The organism is Providencia sp. PROV141 (assembly GCF_028481645.1).
GTDB classification, from domain to species: domain Bacteria; phylum Pseudomonadota; class Gammaproteobacteria; order Enterobacterales; family Enterobacteriaceae; genus Providencia; species Providencia rettgeri.
The window spans coordinates 64,544-84,719 of sequence record NZ_JAMPPR010000017.1 but is presented as its reverse complement, the minus strand read 5'-3'; the positions used below and the strand labels follow the sequence as shown (position 1 = coordinate 84,719).

At 40.2% G+C, this 20,176-nt stretch carries 20 protein-coding genes; 11 read left to right on the top strand and 9 right to left on the bottom strand.

Annotation, left to right across the window (positions count from 1 at the left end; genetic code table 11):
* Positions 1 to 67: 67 nt before the first annotated feature.
* The 7 genes from napC to napF are packed head-to-tail and all read right to left on the bottom strand — an operon-like array spanning position 68 to position 5,955.
* On the bottom strand, positions 68 to 706 hold the full coding sequence (gene napC / locus PSF09_RS11485; protein WP_210839973.1) for a cytochrome c-type protein NapC: 639 nt from the start codon (positions 704 to 706) through the stop codon (positions 68 to 70).
* Between the two features lie 9 nt (positions 707 to 715).
* Entirely contained in the window at positions 716 to 1,165 is a 450-nt protein-coding gene (gene napB, locus PSF09_RS11480; RefSeq protein ID WP_004913351.1) for a nitrate reductase cytochrome c-type subunit, read from the bottom strand.
* Positions 1,162 to 2,025, bottom strand: coding sequence for a quinol dehydrogenase ferredoxin subunit NapH (napH, locus tag PSF09_RS11475; protein ID WP_272665776.1), 864 nt, complete (start codon positions 2,023 to 2,025; stop codon positions 1,162 to 1,164). Before napH ends, napB begins: the two co-directional genes overlap by 4 nt.
* On the bottom strand, positions 2,012 to 2,722 hold the full coding sequence (gene napG, locus PSF09_RS11470) for a ferredoxin-type protein NapG (protein ID WP_004262231.1): 711 nt from the start codon (positions 2,720 to 2,722) through the stop codon (positions 2,012 to 2,014). Before napG ends, napH begins: the two co-directional genes overlap by 14 nt.
* A 6-nt stretch (positions 2,723 to 2,728) precedes the next feature.
* Positions 2,729 to 5,215: a nitrate reductase catalytic subunit NapA gene (gene napA, locus PSF09_RS11465; RefSeq protein WP_004913361.1), complete on the bottom strand. Its 2,487-nt coding sequence runs from the start codon at positions 5,213 to 5,215 to the stop codon at positions 2,729 to 2,731.
* The gene (gene napD, locus PSF09_RS11460; protein WP_004913364.1) at positions 5,196 to 5,474 is read right to left on the bottom strand and encodes a chaperone NapD; all 279 of its coding nucleotides are present in this window, start codon (positions 5,472 to 5,474) and stop codon (positions 5,196 to 5,198) included. The genes napA and napD overlap by 20 nt, the downstream gene beginning before the upstream one ends.
* Positions 5,464 to 5,955 (bottom strand): ferredoxin-type protein NapF, encoded by a 492-nt coding sequence (napF, locus tag PSF09_RS11455; protein ID WP_004262238.1) that lies wholly within the window; start codon positions 5,953 to 5,955, stop codon positions 5,464 to 5,466. The genes napD and napF overlap by 11 nt, the downstream gene beginning before the upstream one ends.
* An 806-nt stretch (positions 5,956 to 6,761) precedes the next feature.
* Between napF and nrfA the strand changes: the two genes are divergently transcribed.
* From nrfA to yegD, 8 genes are all read left to right on the top strand, one after another.
* The gene (nrfA, locus tag PSF09_RS11450; RefSeq protein WP_272683925.1) at positions 6,762 to 8,195 is read left to right on the top strand and encodes an ammonia-forming nitrite reductase cytochrome c552 subunit; all 1,434 of its coding nucleotides are present in this window, start codon (positions 6,762 to 6,764) and stop codon (positions 8,193 to 8,195) included.
* Between the two features lie 47 nt (positions 8,196 to 8,242).
* Entirely contained in the window at positions 8,243 to 8,812 is a 570-nt protein-coding gene (gene nrfB / locus PSF09_RS11445; protein ID WP_210840264.1) for a cytochrome c nitrite reductase pentaheme subunit, read from the top strand.
* Positions 8,809 to 9,480, top strand: coding sequence for a cytochrome c nitrite reductase Fe-S protein (gene nrfC / locus PSF09_RS11440; protein WP_004913371.1), 672 nt, complete (start codon positions 8,809 to 8,811; stop codon positions 9,478 to 9,480). The genes nrfB and nrfC overlap by 4 nt, the downstream gene beginning before the upstream one ends.
* Positions 9,477 to 10,433, top strand: a complete 957-nt coding sequence (gene nrfD, locus PSF09_RS11435; RefSeq protein ID WP_272683924.1) for a cytochrome c nitrite reductase subunit NrfD — start codon at positions 9,477 to 9,479, stop codon at positions 10,431 to 10,433. The genes nrfC and nrfD overlap by 4 nt, the downstream gene beginning before the upstream one ends.
* Positions 10,434 to 10,457: 24 nt before the next feature.
* Positions 10,458 to 12,332, top strand: a complete 1,875-nt coding sequence (locus PSF09_RS11430; protein ID WP_272665773.1) for a heme lyase CcmF/NrfE family subunit — start codon at positions 10,458 to 10,460, stop codon at positions 12,330 to 12,332.
* Positions 12,325 to 13,371 (top strand): heme lyase NrfEFG subunit NrfF, encoded by a 1,047-nt coding sequence (gene nrfF, locus PSF09_RS11425; RefSeq protein WP_272683923.1) that lies wholly within the window; start codon positions 12,325 to 12,327, stop codon positions 13,369 to 13,371. Before PSF09_RS11430 ends, nrfF begins: the two co-directional genes overlap by 8 nt.
* A 333-nt stretch (positions 13,372 to 13,704) precedes the next feature.
* Positions 13,705 to 14,103 carry a hypothetical protein gene (locus tag PSF09_RS11420; RefSeq protein ID WP_210840564.1) on the top strand — a complete coding sequence of 133 codons (399 nt, stop codon included), beginning with the start codon at positions 13,705 to 13,707 and terminating at the stop codon, positions 14,101 to 14,103.
* 406 nt (positions 14,104 to 14,509) lie between these two features.
* Positions 14,510 to 15,862, top strand: coding sequence for a molecular chaperone (gene yegD / locus PSF09_RS11415; RefSeq protein ID WP_272665771.1), 1,353 nt, complete (start codon positions 14,510 to 14,512; stop codon positions 15,860 to 15,862).
* An 82-nt stretch (positions 15,863 to 15,944) separates the two neighbouring features.
* Here yegD and PSF09_RS11410 read toward each other — a convergent pair whose 3' ends face one another.
* Both PSF09_RS11410 and PSF09_RS11405 read right to left on the bottom strand, forming a co-directional pair.
* Entirely contained in the window at positions 15,945 to 16,379 is a 435-nt protein-coding gene (locus PSF09_RS11410; protein ID WP_247605507.1) for a DUF4822 domain-containing protein, read from the bottom strand.
* Positions 16,380 to 16,609: 230 nt separating this feature from the next.
* Positions 16,610 to 17,464, bottom strand: coding sequence for a LysR family transcriptional regulator (locus PSF09_RS11405; RefSeq protein ID WP_272683922.1), 855 nt, complete (start codon positions 17,462 to 17,464; stop codon positions 16,610 to 16,612).
* A 109-nt stretch (positions 17,465 to 17,573) separates the two neighbouring features.
* Between PSF09_RS11405 and PSF09_RS11400 the strand changes: the two genes are divergently transcribed.
* From PSF09_RS11400 to PSF09_RS11390, 3 genes are all read left to right on the top strand, one after another.
* Entirely contained in the window at positions 17,574 to 18,044 is a 471-nt protein-coding gene (locus PSF09_RS11400) for a multidrug/biocide efflux PACE transporter (protein ID WP_272683921.1), read from the top strand.
* A gap of 368 nt (positions 18,045 to 18,412) precedes the next feature.
* Complete coding sequence (locus tag PSF09_RS11395) at positions 18,413 to 18,880, top strand: hypothetical protein (RefSeq protein ID WP_210840002.1); 468 nt, start codon at positions 18,413 to 18,415, stop codon at positions 18,878 to 18,880.
* 290 nt (positions 18,881 to 19,170) lie between these two features.
* The gene (locus PSF09_RS11390; RefSeq protein ID WP_272665768.1) at positions 19,171 to 19,917 is read left to right on the top strand and encodes an energy transducer TonB; all 747 of its coding nucleotides are present in this window, start codon (positions 19,171 to 19,173) and stop codon (positions 19,915 to 19,917) included.
* The last annotated feature ends 259 nt before the right edge of the window (positions 19,918 to 20,176 follow it).

Sequence of the window (20,176 nt, the reverse complement as noted above, 5' to 3'; positions counted from 1 at the left end):
CCAGCCTATTTATTGATCATTACTTATAATTCATCGATGTAACTCATCATAAAATGATTACCTTGAATTAAAAGCCAGGTTCAACTTCACGCATGTCCGGCAACTTATGGGCGATCCCTTTATGGCAGTCAATGCAGGTTTTACCATCCGTGATGGCTTGGTCATGCATTTTGGCTGCGACCCCTTTTTGTGCAGTAAAGTCCATATACTCAAAGTTGTGGCAGTTACGACACTCTTGTGAGTCGTTATTTTTCATCCGCCGCCATTCGCTTTGCGCCATCGCTAACCGATGGTCTTCAAATTTTTGTGGCGTATCGATGATGCCAAAAATTTTTCCGTATAACTCTTTACTCGCTTGAATTTTACGCACCATTTTAGGGCCAAACTCATGCGGTACGTGACAATCTGGGCAAGTTGCACGGACACCACTACGGTTAGTATAGTGAATAGTATCCATATATTCTTCATAGACATTCTCACGCATTTCATGGCAGCTAATACAGAACTCTTCCGTATTGGCCATTTCCATACCGGTATTGAATCCGCCCCAGAAAATAACACCACTCACGAAGCCTATCAGTAATAATGTCCCTAACGCTAAGCGGCTTGGCCTACGCCACCAGCGCCATACTCGGCCAATTAACCCAAACAAGCCCTTTTTCTTCGGCTTGTCATCATTTGTTTGCTTTTCATTGTTATTTGACATAATTCCCCCTTATTTCCCAAAACCTTTGGATGGGGTAAATGTGTTATCAACAATCGGTGCCGTGTCTGACTGAGGCACGTGGCACTGTAAACAGAAGTAGCGATTTGGCGCGACTTCGCCAAGAACTTTGCCTGTTGCATCCATAAAGTGTGTTGGGCTAACTCTTGGTGCCCCTGTCGTACGATAATTTTCCACACCATGGCATTGCAAGCAACGATTAGTATTGGTGGTAATTTGATAACCTTCAACACTATGTGGGATCATTGGTGGTTGATTCACATAGTTTAATGCCATTCTTTCTTGCTCTTTCGGAATATGAATGCTTCCTTCTGACGTACCGGATACTTCTGGTGATTGGGTCAGGTCTACACCATTAGCAGCCCAAACAAGACTGCTTACAACAAAGGCCATTCCAGCCACCCAACGGCTGATCGTCTTTTTCAGGACAGGATTTTTCATGATTTTGCTCCCGAACTCCATCTTAGTGTTATTTTAAAAACATCCTCAGAACAAACATCGATGCAACGACCGCAAGTGATGCAATCTTTATCGGATATCTGCGCTGGAGCTTGTTTATCTAGGACCGGTGCGCGCAGAACTTGCGGCTCCGGACAAATGTGGAAACAGTCCATACAACGGCTACAGTTTTCTTTATTTTCCGCTGTAACAACCAATGCGCCCTTACACCCTGCCACGCCATATAGCGCACCTAATGGGCAAAGGTGACCGCACCAACCATGTTCCACAACTAATAAATCGAATAAAAACAGTGCAACTAAAACCAATGCACCGCTGCCAAAACCAAAAATTAAACTGCGCCCCATTAATGAAACTGGATTAAGCCATTCCCAAAGTAAGGTACCTGTAATAGCAGAACCGATCAGGATCACCACCAGCAATACATAGCGAATATTGCGCGGTATGGTTGCGGATTGGTTAAAATCAAATTTACGTCTTAACCACGCCGCCGCATCCGTCACTGGGTTTACAGGACAGACCCAACTACAGAAAATGCGCTTACCCAGCAGTGCATAAACCCCGAATACGATAGCAGCCCCAACTAATGCTGAGATCCCCGGTAAGTAACCACTTGCTAAGCTCTCTAAGGTGATTAATGGGTCAGTCAAAGGTACGGTATCTAACAATACGCTACTGCTGTAGTTACCATGTAAAATCCATACCCCAAACCATGGACCACTCAAGAACATCGCTAACACCAGCAATTGGCTTATGCGTCTAAACACCAACCATTTGTGGCTCTGCCACCAGCCTTTTTTTGCCTGAGCTTCACGTCCGGCATCACGTTTACGATTCGCCATTGTTACCCTCCAGCCAGCCAAAGCGGTAATGGTGTCCTAACTCACCTTTTGCCAGCGACCTTGGTAATACCTTGATAGCCGCCTCTTCCAATACACATGCTTGTTCACATTTACCGCATCCTGTGCAGTAGTTGCTATTGACGGTGGGTAGGAAGCGCGCATGCTTACCTGTTCGGTGGTTTTGTTCAAGTTCCAATGTGATGGCTTCATCAATCAGTGGACATACGCGGTAACATACATCACACCTTAGCCCTTGAAAGTTCAGGCAGTTTTCCTGATCGAGTAAAACGGCTAACCCCATGCGTGCATCGTTAATCGACTCAATGTCTTTATCCAATGCACCACTTGGGCAAACCTTGGCGCAAGGAATGTCCTCACACATTTCACACGGATTTTCTCGGGCGATGAAGTATGGCGTTCCCGAAGCCAAACCGGATGCCAATGTCGCTAATTTCAACATGTCATACGGGCAGGCTTGAACGCATTGCCCACAGCGGACACATGCACTGGCAAATGCTTTTTCATCAAGGGCTCCCGGCGGACGAAGCTTGACGCCACTCGCACGGGAAGTTTGTTGCTGAAGCCCCAGCACCACACCAACAGCCGCCAACCCACCCGCAGTGCGGGCGACATCGCGTAAAAAGCGACGACGACTGTTCTGGGACTTAGCCTGTTGAGACTTAGCTTTCTGGGGCATGAGCAATTACACCTTTTCCAGTTTAACGGCACATTTTTTGTAATCCGTTTCTTTTGAAAGCGGATCGGTTGCATCCAGTGTTAAGTTATTCACTAGCTGCGCAGCATCGAAAAACGCCATGTAAACTAAGCCTTTTGGTGGTCTATTACGGCCACGTGTTTCGACAATCGTGGTTACATCACCACGGCGTGAAACCACTTTGACTTTATCACCACGGCGTAAACCTCTCTCTTTCGCATCGATTGGATGTATAAACACAAGAGATTCAGGGAAAGCACGGTGCAGTTCAGGAACACGGCGTGTCATACTACCGGTATGCCAATGTTCTAATACACGGCCTGTTGATAACCATAAGTCATATTCTTTATCTGGTGATTCTGCAGCAGGCTCAAATGGCAGGGCAAAAATCACCGCTTTACCATCTGGTTTACCGTAGAATTGATAACCCGCGCCAGCCTTAACGTAAGGGTCATTTCCTTCGCTATAACGCCACTGAGTTTCTTTGCCATCAACCACTGGCCAACGGATACCACGCGCTTTGTGGTAGTCATCAAAATCAGCCAAGTCATGACCATGGCCGCGACCAAAGCCAGCGTATTCTTCGAACAGCCCTTTTTGTAAGTAGAAGCCTAATTCACGAGACTCATCATTAAGTTGGTCTTCTGCTAACTCGCTCACAGGGAACTTCGTTACAGCTTGGTTAGCGAATAACACGTCATACAGTGTTTTACCGCGTAACTCAGGTTTTTTCGCGAGTAACTCTTCAGGCCACACTTCATCCGTTGTAAAGCGTTTAGAGAACAGTACCATCTGCATTAAGTCAGATTTCGCTTCGCCAGGTGCTTTAACTTGCTGGCGCCAAAATTGGGTACGACGTTCCGCATTACCGTAAGCCCCTTCTTTTTCTACCCACATGGCTGTCGGTAAAATCAAGTCAGCAGCTAACGCACTGACCGTTGGATAAGGGTCAGAAACCACGATAAAGTTGCGAGGATCACGCCAACCAGGCATACGCTCTTGGTTGATATTCGGGCCCGCTTGCATGTTGTTGTTACACATTACCCAGTAGAAATTCAATTTACCGTCTTTTAAAGCACGGTCTTGAGCTACGGCGTGTAAACCCACTTTTTCAGGGATCGTCCCAGCAGGTAACCCCCACACACCTTCTACTTTCTCACGGTGTTTTTCATTGGTAACCACCATGTCTGCAGGTAAACGGTGTGAGAACGTACCAACTTCACGAGCAGTACCACACGCTGATGGCTGGCCTGTTAATGAGAACGGCCCACAACCCGGTTGAGAAATTTTTCCTGTCAGTAAGTGCAAGTTATACGCTAAGTTATTCGCCCAAACACCGCGAGTGTGCTGGTTAAAACCCATGGTCCAATAAGAAACCACTTTCGTTTTAGGGTCTGCGTAAAGCTTAGCGAGTTCCTCTAACTGATCTTTTGGAACCCCGGTCATTTCTGCGGTTTTGTCTAGCGTATATTCTGCAACAAAGGCTTTATATTCGTCCCATGTCATTGGCTCAGACGCATCAGAACCTGCATTTTTCGCATTTTGTTCGAGTGGGTGAGTTGGGCGTAATCCATAACCGATATCTGTTGCACCACGACGTAAATTCACGTGTTTATCGAGGAATTCCTGATTAACTGCGTTATTTTGAATGATATAGTTTGCAATATAGTTCAGGATCACCAAGTCAGATTGTGGTGTAAAGACGATGCCGTTATCCGCTAATTCAAAGCTACGGTGTTTGAAAGTCGATAACACCGCAACACGCACGTCAGGGTTAGACAGACGACGGTTGGTGATACGAGACCACAAGATTGGGTGCATTTCTGCCATGTTTGAACCCCAAAGGACAAACGCGTCAGCATGCTCAATGTCATCATAACAACCCATTGGTTCATCCATACCGAAAGTACGCATGAAGCCCACTACCGCAGAAGCCATACAGTGGCGTGCATTAGGGTCTAAGTTATTAGAACGGAAACCACCTTTGAACAGTTTTGATGCCGCATAGCCCTCCCAAACTGTCCACTGGCCCGAACCGAACATACCAATCCCTTCAGGACCTTTTTCTTTTAATGTGGTTTTGACTTTTTCTTCCATAACATCAAAGGCTTGCTCCCACGTAATCGGTGTGAACTCCCCATTTTTGTCATATTCGCCGTCTTTCATACGCAACATTGGCTGCGTTAAACGGTCTTTTCCGTACATAATTTTTGGTAAGAAATACCCTTTGATACAGTTTAGACCACGGTTTACAGGGGCTTCTGGGTCACCTTGGCTGGCCACAATACGACCATTTTGAGTGCCCACCAGTACCCCACAGCCTGTACCACAAAAACGACAAGGGGCTTTGTCCCATTTAATACTTTCTTGTTGACCAACCACTGCTTTCGCAATGCTCGGTGCGCCAATACCGGCCGCCGCAGCAGCGGCCGCTATCGCATTGGCTTTCATAAAGCTACGACGACTGAGTTTCATAATCTTCCTCACCTTGCTCTTCCTGCTGATGGTAAACCAGCGAAACATCTAGTACGCCGTCAATATCGCGTACTAAATCAATAGTATCTAACAACGTTCTACTACCTTGCCCTTCAACAACCACAATCAGTTTTCCGTTTTCCGGGGCGCTTAGCGCCACTTCACAATGGGAAAGTTGATTAATTTCTTCGGCCACAGTAGACAGTCGCTCACTTTTTACTTGTACTATTAAACTGCACACTTGATAGTTACTGTGCATGTTCATGCTCCACGGTAATGGCTGAAACTGGGCAACCTGCGACGCAAGCACCACAGCCTGTACAACCTGGTGTTTCTACTTTTGGCTGGTATATACCGGCCATTGACGGACGAAAAGAGATGACTTCAGGCTCACAACTGTCTTGGCAACGACGACATTCAATCGAAAGATAAGCAAGACAATTTTGGCCAATCGAAATTGAGATATCCCAAGGTTGGGAATGTTTTGGTAGGAAAATAGGTTCTGGACATGCTGTTGCACATGCATAGCAAAATGTACATTCACCACGCTTAAAATCAACAACAGGGTAGCCCCCTGCTCCTGGTTGGATAATTGCCGTTTCGCAACTTTCAACACAGGCATTGCAACGGGTACACAATTCGATAAATTGCGTTTCACTACCACTCCATGGCGGCCGAACCACTGGGGCTGCACTACGCCACGCACCAGTTAATACTCCCCGACGGGTGAGATCAACCATGTTTTTTTCCTTTACATTGCCAACAAAAAAACTAAAACGTATTGATAAACCGCATTTTTTATATGTGTATTTATGAGAAATATTAACGATAGAGGTTATAAAAATACATACTACCAAGTGGGTAAAAGAGGTAATTACCCGTATACGACTAGAAATAACAACATTTACGTTATTTACTCACCATTAGCTAAAAATAGCATCAAAATGACAAGCGAGCAGACCTTTTTAATTATTTATTAACATTTTTTTAATATGTATTATTAATTTAAACTCAAGTTTTAATTTTTTAAATTATAATTCCAGCTCAAAACTACCACTAAAGTGGTATATGCAATGTCATTTAGCAAAAAAATATCTGTATTTTTTTTGATATTAAACAACTTTCATTTCTAACTTTATTTTAAAAACAGCACTCAAATATTTAAAATAAAAAAATTATTTTAAAATCAATAAAATAAAATCAGATAACGCCAAATATCAAAATAAGAATCATTACTAATTAATTATTAAAAGTAACAGTTTAAAACTACAGAAAAATAACTATATCAATTTCAATAATACCTATTTTTTATTATTTCCTCACATTCTATTTCCTTATTACAAATTATCTTTTGATCAAAAACAATATTTTTAGTGTGGTTTTTTGTTACACATATAAATTGGCAATGTCTTGGTAGCAGATGAAAGCTTGCTATCAAACCTAAATAACAAAAAGATACCCAAAATAGTTCGAGTCACAGGTCACATTACAACAACAACTCGAAAAATGAAGGGATGACTGGCTAAAATTACTCGAGGCCCTTTTTATGGCAAACATAAGAAATAATGCACTATGCTTATTGAGTCTGGTTGCAGGAATATTTCTCTTTACCTCTGTTCATGCTCAAACTCCGACTAAAGATAGTACATCTACCATCAACGCTCGAAATGAAACTTTCGAAGCTGCTCACCCTGATCAATACCACTCTTGGCGAGCAACATCCGAGCAATCAAACCGAGAAGACGCATTAGCGGAAGACCCTCGCTTAGTCGTACTCTGGGCTGGATACCCATTCTCACGCGACTACAACAAACCTCGTGGTCACGCCTATGCCATTATTGACGTCCGTGAAACCTTACGAACTGGTGCTCCGAAAGATGCCCAAGATGGCCCGCTTCCGATGGCATGTTGGAGCTGTAAAAGTCCCGATGTGGCTAGGCTTATCCAAGAACATGGCGAAGATGGCTATTTCGAAGGTAAGTGGGCGAAAGGTGGCCCAGAAGTGGTGAATGTCTTAGGTTGCGCGGATTGCCATAAAACCGACTCAGCGGATTTTGCAAAAGGTAAACCAGAGCTAACACTTTCTCGCCCTTATGCAGAGCGTGCAATGGAAGCGATTGGCAAACCGTTTGATAAAGCCAGCCGGTTCGACCAACAGTCCATGGTGTGTGGCCAATGCCACGTAGAATATTATTTCTCTGGTGATAAAAAAGCCGTGAAATTCCCATGGGATAACGGCACCAAAGTGGAAGATATGGAAGTCTACTACGATAACATTGGTTTCTCTGACTGGACCAACTCACTGTCGAAAGCTCCAATGCTAAAAGCCCAACACCCAGAATATGAAACTTGGAGTGCGGGTATTCATGGCAAAAATAACGTGACCTGTATTGATTGCCATATGCCAAAACTGCAAAACGAAAAAGGCGAACTGTACACCAGCCATAAAATTGGTAATCCATTCGACAATTTCGAACAAACCTGTAGCACTTGCCATACCCAAAGCAAACAACAACTGCAAGATGTGGTTGCTGAACGTAAAGTCGCTATCCAAGAGATGAAAATCAAAGCGGAAGACCAATTGGTACGCGCTCACTTTGAAGCGAAAGCTGCATGGGATGCAGGCGCAACCGAAGATGAAATGAAACCAATTTTAACGGATATTCGCCATGCACAATGGCGCTGGGATTTAGCTATCGCCTCCCACGGTATTCATATGCACGCACCAGATGAAGGCCTACGTATGTTAGGTGGTTCGATGGATAAAGCGGCAGATGCACGTACTAAACTCGCTCGCCTGTTAGGCTCTAAAGGCATCACCCATGAAATTGCCATCCCTGATATTTCAACCAAGGAAAAAGCACAACAAGCCATTGGTTTAGATATGCAAAAAATCAACGCGGAGAAACAAGAGTTCTTAGAAACTGTCGTTCCGCAGTGGGATGACCAAGCTCGTAAAAATGACCTATTAGCCAAATAACCATGATTTGCCCCAAATAATGGGGCAATACAACCAATGGAGTGAATATGAGCGTACTACGTTCGTTATTAACTGCTGGGGTGCTGGCAACAGGCTTATTATGGGCAACAGCCGCATCCGCAACCCCACAAATGGCACAAGAAAATGCCGAAGGCCGTTGGGTTGTCACGCAGCAACGCAGTGCTGACAGCGCCTGCTTAGACTGTCATAAACCAGACCAAGAAGGCATGCATGGCACTCACGCAGAAGTGGTTAACCCTAACAATAACTTACCCGTGACTTGCACCAACTGCCACGGTAACCCAGGGCCTGATCACCGTGAAGGCGTCAAAGATGTCATGCGCTTTAACAACCCAATGTATAGCGTTGAACAACAAAACAGTGTCTGTCTGTCATGTCACTTACCGGAGCAACTGCAAAAAGCGTTCTGGCCTCATGATGTCCACGTCACCAAAGTGGCCTGTGCCAGTTGCCATGACCTTCATCCGAAACAAGATACGATGAAGGTCCTGACTGATAAGGGCAAAGTAAAAATTTGTGTCGACTGTCACTCAGATCAACGCAATAACCCTGATTTCAATCCAGCAGCGGTGAAATTGCGTAAGGAGCAGCCATGAGTTGTTCTCGTCGTCAATTCATTATCTACACAGGAGCACTGGCGGCGGTAGGAGGGGTTGCTAGCCATACGCTAGCTAACACCATGAAAATAGATGGCGTTCGCTACGGCATGGTGCACGATGAAAATCTGTGCATTGGCTGTACGGCGTGTATGGATGCGTGCCGAGAGGTTAACCAAGTACCGGAAGGTGTTTCACGGTTAACCATCATCCGTAGTGAGCCCATAGGCCAATTTCCTGATGTTAAATACCGTTTTTTTCGCCATTCCTGTCAACATTGTGAAAGTGCGCCTTGTGTTGATGTTTGCCCTACTGGTGCCTCTTTTATCGACAAAACAACGGGGATTGTTGATGTAAACCCTGACTTATGTGTCGGCTGCCAATACTGTATTGCTGCCTGCCCTTATCGCGTCAGATTCATTCACCCTATCAATAAAACTGCGGATAAATGTGATTTTTGTCGTAAAACGAATCTAAAAAAGGGTAAGCAACCCGCTTGTGTCGAATCTTGCCCGACCAAAGCATTAACCTTCGGTAATTTAGATGATCCTAAGAGCGATATTTCGTTGATGCTAAAAGAAAAGCCGACTTATCGATTCAAAATTGCACTCGGTACTCACCCCAAAATGTATCGAGTCCCGTTCAAATATGGGGAGGTTAGCCAATGACAACAGCTTCTGCTTTCCATTTTGAACCCTTAGTGTGGGACTGGCCCATTGCCGTTTACTTATTCTTAATTGGTATTTCGGCTGGGCTAGTAGTACTTGCGGTACTTATGCGCCAGTATTATCCCACTGCGGCTGGCAGTGATAGCACTCTCATGCGCACAACACTGATTTTAGCTCCGACAACAATCATCTTTGGGTTATTGATCTTAATTCTCCATTTGACGCGTCCATGGACATTCTGGAAATTAATGTTTCATTACAGCCCGACTTCAGTGATGTCGATGGGGGTAATGTTATTCCAAGTGTATATGGCTGTACTTGTTATTTGGCTTGCTAAAATTTATGAAAAAGAGCTCATGGTTTTACAGCAAAAATGGCTGCCTAAGTTTACGCTTATCCCAAGAATATTAACCCTGCTAAATCGTGCGATGCGTTCTCTGGATATTGTAATGCTAGTCTTGGCTGTTTTGCTTGGGGCTTATACCGGATTTTTACTTTCAGCATTAAAATCTTATCCATTCTTAAACAATCCATTATTACCAGCTTTATTCCTATTTTCAGGAATATCGTCAGGTATCGCGGTATCATTAATGGCAATCGCATTACGCTACCGTAAAAATATCCATAACGACGAAACCGCATTTTTACACCGTATCGAAAGCTTTGTTATTTGGCTCGAGATATTCCTATTAGCAGCCTTTTTTGTTGGGTTAGCGTTAGGGGACGATGGAAAACTTCGCTCATTAATTGCCGCATTAGGCGGTGGTTTCTGGACTTGGTGGTTTTGGATTGGTGTTGTCGGATTTGGTTTTATTATTCCTCTGCTATTCAAAAAATGGATGGATAAAGGACAAGGTGCAGCAAGAGTATTGATTATCAGTGGTGCAAGCTTACTGGGTGTCTTCTGCTTACGCTTCTTTGTGTTATACGCAGGGCAGTTGACCGTCGCATAACTCACTCAATAATAAGGGTAATCATTGGAACTAATACTCCCAGAAATTGGCTTTCTCTGCCTCGCATTGGCACTCTGTATTGCCTGTTTTCAAGCATTGTTTGGAGTTATTGGTTTTTTCCGCCATATTCCGAGGCAAATGCCTCGGAATATTCTTTGGACCTACTTACAATTTCTTTTCTTGCTCGTTGCCTATGTTTGTTTAACTCTCAGCTTTATTCAAAGTGATTTTTCAGTTGTGTATGTGGCGCAACATAGCCATCGGCTATCGCCGTTATATATTAAAATTGCGGCAGTATGGGGAGGCCATGAAGGCTCAATATTTCTTTGGCTACTGTTTATCTCTGCTTGGAGTTGCCTATTTGCATGGCGTTATCGTCAGCAAACTCACTCCGTATTTCCTCTCACTTTAACCTTACTTGCTATTATTAGTACCGCATTATTACTGTTTATCGTCTTTTATTCCGACCCTTTTGTCCGCATTTTCCCACCTGCTGTTGAAGGGCGAGATCTCAACCCAATGCTGCAACATTGGGGATTGATATTACACCCCCCACTACTTTATTTAGGTTATAGCGGGTTAATGGTCGTGACCGCCTTGGCACTGGCATCCACGCTGTGCGGGCAATTCAACCAAACTGTTGCAGGGCTTTGTTGGCGCTTTGTCGTTCCTAGTTGGTGCATACTCACTTTGGGTATCACACTGGGTTCATGGTGGGCATACAGTGAACTTGGTTGGGGTGGATGGTGGTTTTGGGACCCAGTTGAAAATGCATCGCTGTTACCATGGCTAAGTGCAACTGCGTTATTCCATAGCCTTACCGTTTCACATAAAACGGGTCATTATCGTCATTGGTCAATATTACTGGCGATCCTCACGTTTATTTTATCTCTATTGGGCACGTTGATTGTACGCTCAGGTATTTTAATGTCTGTTCACGCGTTTGCTTTAGATAACGTTAGGGCTGTTCCTCTCTTTTTATTGTTCAGTTTTCTGAGTTTTGGTGCTTTATGTATATATGGTTGGAAAGCTAAAAACATCGATAATTTGCCAACTAAAACTAATCGCCGTCAGCTTCACTTATTACTCACTTTAATCTTATTTTCTACTGTATTATTTATTGTCCTGACGGGCACACTTTACCCGATGATTTACACGTTATTTGGTTGGGGAAAAATATCGGTTGGGGCACCTTATTTTAACCAAGCATTATTACCATTTGGTATTTTGATGCTAATCATAATAGCAGTAAGTGCCATTTATCCGCTTAACAAAACTCGGATTAAAGCCCAATGGCGTATTCTTTTAATTATACTTCTCAGTGTGTTAGTAAGCTTATCTCTTTGGTCTAAAGGGCTTGTTATCGCTCTTTCTTGTGGTTTTTTATTTGCGATTCTACTTATCTTTTGGCTACGCCCCATCGATGCTATCCGCCAACAATTCCCTTCCCTTATCGCTCATACAGGGGTTGTGATTTTTGCGGCTGGCATTGCCTTATCAATTGGTAGCCACCATGAAACCAGTGTTAGTCTTTCTGTTGGGCAATCTATTTCACTCGCAGGTTATCAATTTCAATTCAACGAGTTACAACTTGAAGCTAAATCTAATTACACTACCGAAAAAGCCATTATACAAATTCGCAAAGCTAACCAACCATTACACCAGTTAATTACCGAGCGCCGGTTTTATACTGCTCGCCAGCAATTAATGATTGAACCTGGTATATATTGGGGGTGGCTACGTAATTGGTATGCGGTATTAGGTGAAAAAACGGGAACAAATAGCTATGCAATACGCCTTTACGTACAAGATGGCATTCAATGGATTTGGAGCGGTGCGTTTGTAATGTGTTTTGGCTTATTAATAAGCTGGATAAAAGGGAGAGTAAAAAATGCTTAAAACCCTATTAGCACTATTTTTCCTATTTTGCTCTTTTATATCCAATGCTCAGATTGTTGATGTGTGGCAATTTAATTCTATTGAAGAACAAGAATATTCTTTGCACATAGCCTCACAATTACGTTGTCCGCAGTGCCAAAACCAAAATTTACTCGAATCCAATGCACCCACTGCAGTAAGTATGCGCCACCAAGTTTTTAAAATGGTTGCAGAGGGAAAAGATAAAGCGCAAATCATGCATTATATGACCGAGCGATATGGTGATTTCGTGCTGTATAACCCTCCCCTGACTATTGGCACCGCACTGCTTTGGGGATTACCGGGTATTGCTCTGATTGGTATTTTTTATTTCATTTTCAAATTTGTTCGGTCACAAAAACAGCCGCTTATAGAGAACAATTTTCACCATCAGCAGATATTCGAGCAATTATTGCCAGAAGATGTAACAGCGCCATCAGTTGCAAAGCAATGGCATATGAATAAGTTACTCGCCATATTAATTGTGTCAGCTGTTATTGGTTACTTTTTTTCACCTCGGTTTGAATTAGCCTACCAGGAATACCAACGTATTTCAGATCCTCTACTCTCATTCACACCATTGCAGCAAGAACAAAATGATTTATTCCGCTTGCAAGATGATATTCGCCAATCACCTAAAAATAGTGAGCTTTGGGCTACACTAGGTGAATATTATCTCTATCAAAATAGTTATGATAACGCATTAATTGCTTATCAAAGAGCGTTAAAATATGGTGGAGAAAATGCTCAGGTATACTCCGCTATTGCAACCGTTTTATATTACCAAGCAGGTCAACAACTAACAGAAGATGTTAGAGCGGCAATCAATAAAGCATTAAGCCTTGATAAACAAGAAGTTACTGCTTTAATGCTAGTCGCTTCAGATGCTTTTATGAATGCAAATTATGAGCAAGCAATTGATATTTGGCAAAAATTATTAGATAGTAATAGTTCTCGTATTAATCGTTCTCAACTCATTGAAGCTATTCATATGGCAAAAATAATGAAGAACAAAAAATAATAATCTTATTTAATTATTATTTTTTTTGTTACTCTAGGGATTAATACATACTGAATTATCACAATAGTGATAAAATATTCTTTATGAAATGTCTATTTATTTAAATGTGTAATTTTTCGTTTCTTATTGATTACCATTGTTTCCCCTCTATATTACTTCAAATAATCTTATGTTAGATTGGTAACCGTTAATTATCCCAAATGTAATCCAAGTATATCTCCGTAAGTGAAATTATCAATTAAAAGTTAGCTTATGGCAATGAATTTTCATTTAATTTTTATATTTTGGCATTCATTGGGAGGTTCAAAAATAATAACATAAGAAATAAACACTATGAAAAATAAAATATTTTCATTTTTAGTCATTGGCCTAATTGCAGGCGCTTCCTTTATAGGAGGCGTTGTAAGTAACTATACACCTGATTTAGATATTGTAGAAAAATCTCAAAAAGCAGTTGAGGATTTTTTAGCATTTCCCAAAACGGCCGAGTATAAAAATGTTAAATATCATGAAATAAGAGAAACCTTAGACCATGGTATGCTAGGTTATGTATGCGGTGAAGTGCTTATTTTCACTAGCCAAAACTCATATTCATTTAAACGTTTTGTGGTCAAAACCTATCTTCATGATGACGGCCGTAATGTTGTTTCTATTCCATTAATTGATAGAGATGATAAAGAATTTCCTAATAATGATTTTAATGTAATTTGGAATAAATATTGTAATAGTTAAAAATATATAAACCAAACTATTTAAATAAGATATTTCCGAGAACCTCTTTAACATTACATTAAAATGTTAAAGAGGTGGAAAAATCAAATATTACATTACAAACCACACTCTATATAAAAATAGTTTTAAATAATCTTAATATTATCGATAGGTATTTTCACTAACCCACCTTAAACTAAATTAATTATGCTCCTTTTATGAATATCAATAACGCAATCCTTCAACAATGATTGCATTTTGTCATAGTGCCTCCGTGCTTTCAGAGTATCTAGACAACATGCGATCAATTTATGCTATCTCCTTTTGAGTTTTCCCCTTCATATCGAACTATTTTTTCGATAGTAATTCATTCCTGCTTGATATAAAGTCTCTGCCTTTTTTCAACGTCGTTACTCTTGGAGGCGAAATGTTTATTGGTTTTGATTACGGTACATCTAACTGTGCTGTCGCAGTCATGAAAAACGGGGTACCCACACTATTACCATTAGAAGGCGATAGCGTTTATATTCCATCAACCTTATGCGCGCCAACAAGAGAATCAGTCTCTGAGCATTTATTTCGCCATTGTAAAATCGCCCCCTCGAATGAAATCGGACAGCAAATTTTAAAAAGATCTCTCGCGTTTAACCGTGATGAAGGGATCGATTTAATGCCCGAGGATATTGTATTTGGGCAAGCTGCTTTAGATTTATATCTGAGCGACCCTAGAGATGTTTATTATGTAAAATCCCCAAAATCTTTTTTAGGGGCTTCAGGCTTACATGATACTCAAATTAGTTTTTTTGAAGACCTTGTCTGCGCCATGATGAAAAACATAAAGAACACTGCAGAACATTCTTTACAACAGGTTATTGATGACACGGTCATTGGCCGGCCAATTAACTTTCATGGGCGTGGCGGAGAACTTTCAAACCAACAAGCAGAATCCATACTCTATCGTGCTGCAAAACGTGCAGGTTTTAATCATATTGCTTTTCAGTTCGAACCCGTCGCTGCCGGGCTTGAATATGAATCAACATTAAGTAAAGACCAGATTATCTTAGTTGTTGATATTGGCGGTGGAACAACGGACTGTTCATTGATTCAAATGGGACCTACTTATCGAAACACACAGGACAGAACACAATCCTTACTTGCACATAGCGGCCAACGAGTCGGTGGAAATGACCTTGATATTTACCTAGCATTAAAACAATTAATGCCACTTTTTGGAATGGAAAGCCAATCTTTATCAGGCATTAAAATGCCATTTCTACAATTTTGGAACCCGATTGCTATCAATAATGTTGAGGCGCAAAAAGAATTTTACTCACGACAAAATTTGACAGCGTTAACACGCTTAAAACAAGATGCAAAAGAACCTCAAATAATATCTCGATTGTTAGAAGTTTATAATGAAACATTAGGTTATAGCTTAGTACGTAAAGCTGAAGAAGCTAAAATTGCTTTATCAGACGCCTCAAGTTATTTAGCTCAAATTAAATTGATTTCTGAAAAACTAGAAGTGAATATTCCACATGAACAAATGGTGGAATCAATTGAGTCACCCAAAAGTAAAATGATTGAATTAGTTAAAGAGGCTGTCAACCAAGGTGGGGTCAAACCGGATGCTATTTACGTTACAGGCGGGAGTGCCCGCTCACCAGTATTACACCAAGCAATTAGCCAAGAATTACCTAATATTCCGATAGTACGTGGAGACGATTTTGGTTCTGTTACTGCAGGATTAACACGCTGGGCGGAAACCTGTTTTAAATAAAGCTGCAATAGAACAATAATGCCGCAGAATAAATTACTCAATAAATGAGCTTTATATCTAGACTGCGGCATTGGTTTAAATGTTATTTTTTAACTTTATGGACAATATCAAAGTACTTATCTTTGCTATCTTGCTCTGGATAAATACGATACGTATATTCTTCAGGTGTTACTGTCACATTTTCAACGACACGAGTAAATAAAACTTTACCATCATCATCCTTCGCTGTTAATGAACGGCTTTTGCCATTTTCATCAAATGACCAGTCACCTTTCATTTTGGGTTTGCCATCAAACGTGGTCATATTAAAAGTCCCGTCTGGATAGTATTCGGCAACCCCAAAGAAGTTTGCAACTTGCTTATCTTCTGCGCTAACTTCTTTTTTATCTTGATCTAAAGCTTCTGTCGTTACCCAGACTTTGCCTACCATAATTTCTTCGTAAGCATTTAATTTATGTTCTGCCTTCTGTGATTGGCTTGCTGCTGGAGTTGTCGCTGCATTAACAGCAAATGACATAGTAGATACAACAGCAAAGAGTGTAGGTACTAATAATTTTTTCATTTTTATCCTCTAATAAATTAACTCAAACAACAATTTGATTAAGTTCAGATTAGCGATATAAAGCCAACTTTAAAAATTATATTACGTTTATTTACAAGATAATATCTTATTACATTTAATATAGACTGTTTTACAAAATAAAATATAGTGCAAACACATTGATTTTAAAATTAATCTCCTTAAATTTAGCTATTAAGTAATTTATTAATCAGCCAGTAACCTGCTTTTCCCGGTGGATTATTCTTAGACCAAACTAAATCCACATCAATTTTACGTGGCCATAAATCATAATTAATACTCATTAAACGGTTATGGCCGAATTGCTTAACTAACCATGTCGGTAATATTGCCCATCCAGCACCTTGTTCTGCCATTTCTAATAATAGTAAATAATTAGGCGCAAACCAGTTCTTTTCACTATTAATAATAATTTGGCTACTACTGCTTAGCCGTAGTTGGCGAGTCATTGTTAAATGCTGATAAGTAATTTTTTTCTCTTTAGCTAATGGATGGCTATTTAATACATATAAACCTAATTCACCTTGAATAGGTAAACGGGAAAAAGAAATATCTGCAGGATATTCTGTTCGTGATTCCATCATACCAACATGAGCATGCTGGTTTTGGATCATTTCAATAACCGCATTATTTTCTGCAATTAAAAACTCGAACTCAAGATGCGGAAATTGTCTATCTAATGTCGTTACAATATGTTCAGCATGAGGGGGCTGATAAATATCTGAAAAAGCGCAGCTTAATCTTGGTTCAATATCTGGAAGCAGTTCAACTCGAAGTGCTTGAAGACGCTCATCTGCTGATAAAATATCCTCAACTAAACTTAACACTTTTCTACCTGCAAAAGTTAATGTTGATTCACGTCCCTGCCTATCGAATAACGAAAAACCCAAGTCATCTTCAAACCCACTGATTGTCGTACTCACAGTTGATTGGCTTTTATTTAATTTACGAGCCGCAGCAGAGAATGACTTCAGGGATGCTGCCTCCACAAAGGTACGCAATGTTTCTATAGAATAATTCATGAGGTATCGCTTTTTCCGATGGCTGCCATTTTGTATATATATAAAAAAAAGCAAATAATTGCACCCGATTTTTACCCAAAAAATAATTTTTCATATCTTTGAGGTAGTTATGAGCAGGTATACAAAAACATTAACTGAACGAATTTTTCATGCGGTTTCATTTGAAGTCATCGCGATCGCGATAACTGCACCGGTCAGTGCGTGGCTTTTAGGACGCTCAATTTTCCAAATGGGAACAGTCGCTATTGTCTTATCGACACTGGCAATGCTATTAAACTTATTTTATAACATGGTTTTTGACCGTTATTGGCCCTTATCTAAGGGGCCTCGCCCAGCCAGAGTACGCATTTTTCACGCCGTTGGATTTGAGTTGAGCTTTGTGATCATGGGTGTACCAATGCTGGCGTTTTTACTTAAAATGACATTCTTAGATGCATTCTTACTTGAAATCGGCTTTTTTGCCTTTTTCTTATTTTATACTTATGCGTTTAATCTTGGATATGACATCTTACGTGAGCGTTGGTTTGCGAATAAAGAAAATACAATACGCGTCTCAGAAACAGCGGTTAAGCGCTCTTAATTTTAATTAAATATCCAAACACCGTGTAGCTTATCTATGCGGTGTTATTTATATATACGATAACTACGACGAAATAATTCCCTCCTTTTTTACAAAATGATGAATGCGTTTTATGCACTCATCATATGCATAGATATCAATTTCATCACTGTGCATGATCACCTATATTTACGGCATCGTAATGATGAGTTCTACGATAACTTTATAAAAATACTACTTAGATACGTTTATCTATCAATAACAAACCTAAGTTCGAGTGCAGTAAATGGAAGTTAAATATTAGATTACTTCTATTTTTAAAACTTATTTATATAAAGTTATCCATTATTTTGTCCAAAATTTAGGCAATGTTATTTAAAGGTATTCCGATGAACAAATTATTTATTTCTTCTGCACTTTTTCTGGTATTTAGTTTAAGTGCTCAAGCAGACGTAACCACCCATAAAAATGCCATTATTTCACTCAGTTTTATTGAAAATAATACCGCTTACGCAAACCAAATCGCTATTGCTAACCATGCAAAAGCCGCTAATTTATCGCCTAATGGCATCCAAGGTATTACGAAATCTTTTGCACAGATGAATTCGCATGAAAAGGCAGTTACTGCATTAAGTTTTAATGAAAATAATATGTCCGCAGCGAACCAAGCAGCCATTAATTCACATCTAAAAGCTGGTAATTTAGCAACAGATAAAGTTAATGGTATTAGCAAAAGTTTTTTAGCAATGGATGAACATGAAAAAGCCGCAGTCGCGTTGAGTTTTACCGAAAACAACCAATCCCCTTCTATCAAATACGCTGTACAACAACACTTAATCAGGAGCCAGACAAAATAATAAAATAGAGAAGGATATTTAACTGATTTATCACACAATTAATCTTATTAAGACTTGGTGACTCACTAAGTCTTTTTTATCTAAAGAAATATTTCATTAAAAATCAAAGCATTAAATCCTAATTATATACACCCATTAAAGTTGATAATAACTATCATTTGCAATTGATAATTATTAACATATAATTCGAATCGTTATTTTATCTTATGAGTTATAACTCAAGCATAACTACTTAGTACCTGTTTTGATCTATCCTCTTTAGGTTCAACGAGAAAGAATATTGAGGTCTTATGATGAGTCGGAAATTAATCACTTTTACGCTATCCATAACACTGCATATTCTTGTTATTGGGTACTTAACCTATGTTACGGCTCAATCATTATCCTTAAAAAACCAAGCACAACACGATGCGCCGATTATATCGATCGCATTGACTCAAGCGGTCAACGTTGCAGAACCTGAAGAGCTCCCTCAACCTATAGAACTCCCTAGTGAGGTAAAAATAGAGCCCAGCCCAATTATTGAAAATGCCGCCATTGTTGTACCTAAAAAGCAAAAAAAGGTGATCAAAACACAAAAAGAACCTGTAAAACCCAAAGAACTCACTAAAAGAACTGAAAACACCCGCAAACAAGCTGACTCCGAAATTAAAAATGATTTGCCGATCGCACAACAACAAAAAACCGGTGACCTTGTTTCTTCTCCATCGGCAGGAATTAAAGGCCCCAAAAACCAACATGCGACTAGTGACACTAATAGCCAATTAATTAATGCCTATCGAGAAAAACTGCGCCAAGAAGTTGAGCGAAATAAACAATACCCTCGCCGCGCGAAAAAAATGAAAAACCGTGGTATCGCGACTATTCAATTTCAATTAAGCCAAACCGGAGAAATTAGCTTAATTCGTTTAGCAAGCAGTTCAGGAAATGATTTATTAGATCAAGCCGCTTTACTTGCAGTACAAAAAAGCCGCTCTGTCGGTAAGCCACCAGCAGGTTTTGCTCAATCTATCACTCTCAATATTGAATTTAATTAACCACCATTAATAATAACAATTATTTTCAATAAAAAATCACACCTTAATTGGATATTAGATATTCACTTTTTAGTTAGTTATTCTGTATTTATGTTTCATTCCCCAAAATAATAATAAATTTCATTGATTTTTCAGAGCAATGAATAGTTCTAGAGAAATATATTATTATTTTCCAACTATACGACTAAAAGTCTTCTCCTTAATTTCCGAAAAATCACCACCGAGAGAAATATTTTCTCTACAAAACGCAATATTAACA

Excerpts from the sequence above, each read along its gene's own strand:
- napC (WP_210839973.1), bottom strand. The coding sequence starts at position 706 with ATGTCAAATAACAATGAAAAGCAAACAAATGATGACAAGCCGAAGAAA.
- napB (WP_004913351.1), bottom strand. The coding sequence starts at position 1,165 with ATGAAAAATCCTGTCCTGAAAAAGACGATCAGCCGTTGGGTGGCTGGA.
- napH (WP_272665776.1), bottom strand. The coding sequence starts at position 2,025 with ATGGCGAATCGTAAACGTGATGCCGGACGTGAAGCTCAGGCAAAAAAA.
- napG (WP_004262231.1), bottom strand. The coding sequence starts at position 2,722 with ATGCCCCAGAAAGCTAAGTCTCAACAGGCTAAGTCCCAGAACAGTCGT.
- napA (WP_004913361.1), bottom strand. The coding sequence starts at position 5,215 with ATGAAACTCAGTCGTCGTAGCTTTATGAAAGCCAATGCGATAGCGGCC.
- napD (WP_004913364.1), bottom strand. The coding sequence starts at position 5,474 with ATGCACAGTAACTATCAAGTGTGCAGTTTAATAGTACAAGTAAAAAGT.
- napF (WP_004262238.1), bottom strand. The coding sequence starts at position 5,955 with ATGGTTGATCTCACCCGTCGGGGAGTATTAACTGGTGCGTGGCGTAGT.
- nrfA (WP_272683925.1), top strand. The coding sequence starts at position 6,762 with ATGGCAAACATAAGAAATAATGCACTATGCTTATTGAGTCTGGTTGCA.
- nrfB (WP_210840264.1), top strand. The coding sequence starts at position 8,243 with ATGAGCGTACTACGTTCGTTATTAACTGCTGGGGTGCTGGCAACAGGC.
- nrfC (WP_004913371.1), top strand. The coding sequence starts at position 8,809 with ATGAGTTGTTCTCGTCGTCAATTCATTATCTACACAGGAGCACTGGCG.
- nrfD (WP_272683924.1), top strand. The coding sequence starts at position 9,477 with ATGACAACAGCTTCTGCTTTCCATTTTGAACCCTTAGTGTGGGACTGG.
- nrfF (WP_272683923.1), top strand. The coding sequence starts at position 12,325 with ATGCTTAAAACCCTATTAGCACTATTTTTCCTATTTTGCTCTTTTATA.
- PSF09_RS11420 (WP_210840564.1), top strand. The coding sequence starts at position 13,705 with ATGAAAAATAAAATATTTTCATTTTTAGTCATTGGCCTAATTGCAGGC.
- yegD (WP_272665771.1), top strand. The coding sequence starts at position 14,510 with ATGTTTATTGGTTTTGATTACGGTACATCTAACTGTGCTGTCGCAGTC.
- PSF09_RS11410 (WP_247605507.1), bottom strand. The coding sequence starts at position 16,379 with ATGTCATTTGCTGTTAATGCAGCGACAACTCCAGCAGCAAGCCAATCA.
- PSF09_RS11405 (WP_272683922.1), bottom strand. The coding sequence starts at position 17,464 with ATGAATTATTCTATAGAAACATTGCGTACCTTTGTGGAGGCAGCATCC.
- PSF09_RS11400 (WP_272683921.1), top strand. The coding sequence starts at position 17,574 with ATGAGCAGGTATACAAAAACATTAACTGAACGAATTTTTCATGCGGTT.
- PSF09_RS11395 (WP_210840002.1), top strand. The coding sequence starts at position 18,413 with ATGAACAAATTATTTATTTCTTCTGCACTTTTTCTGGTATTTAGTTTA.
- PSF09_RS11390 (WP_272665768.1), top strand. The coding sequence starts at position 19,171 with ATGATGAGTCGGAAATTAATCACTTTTACGCTATCCATAACACTGCAT.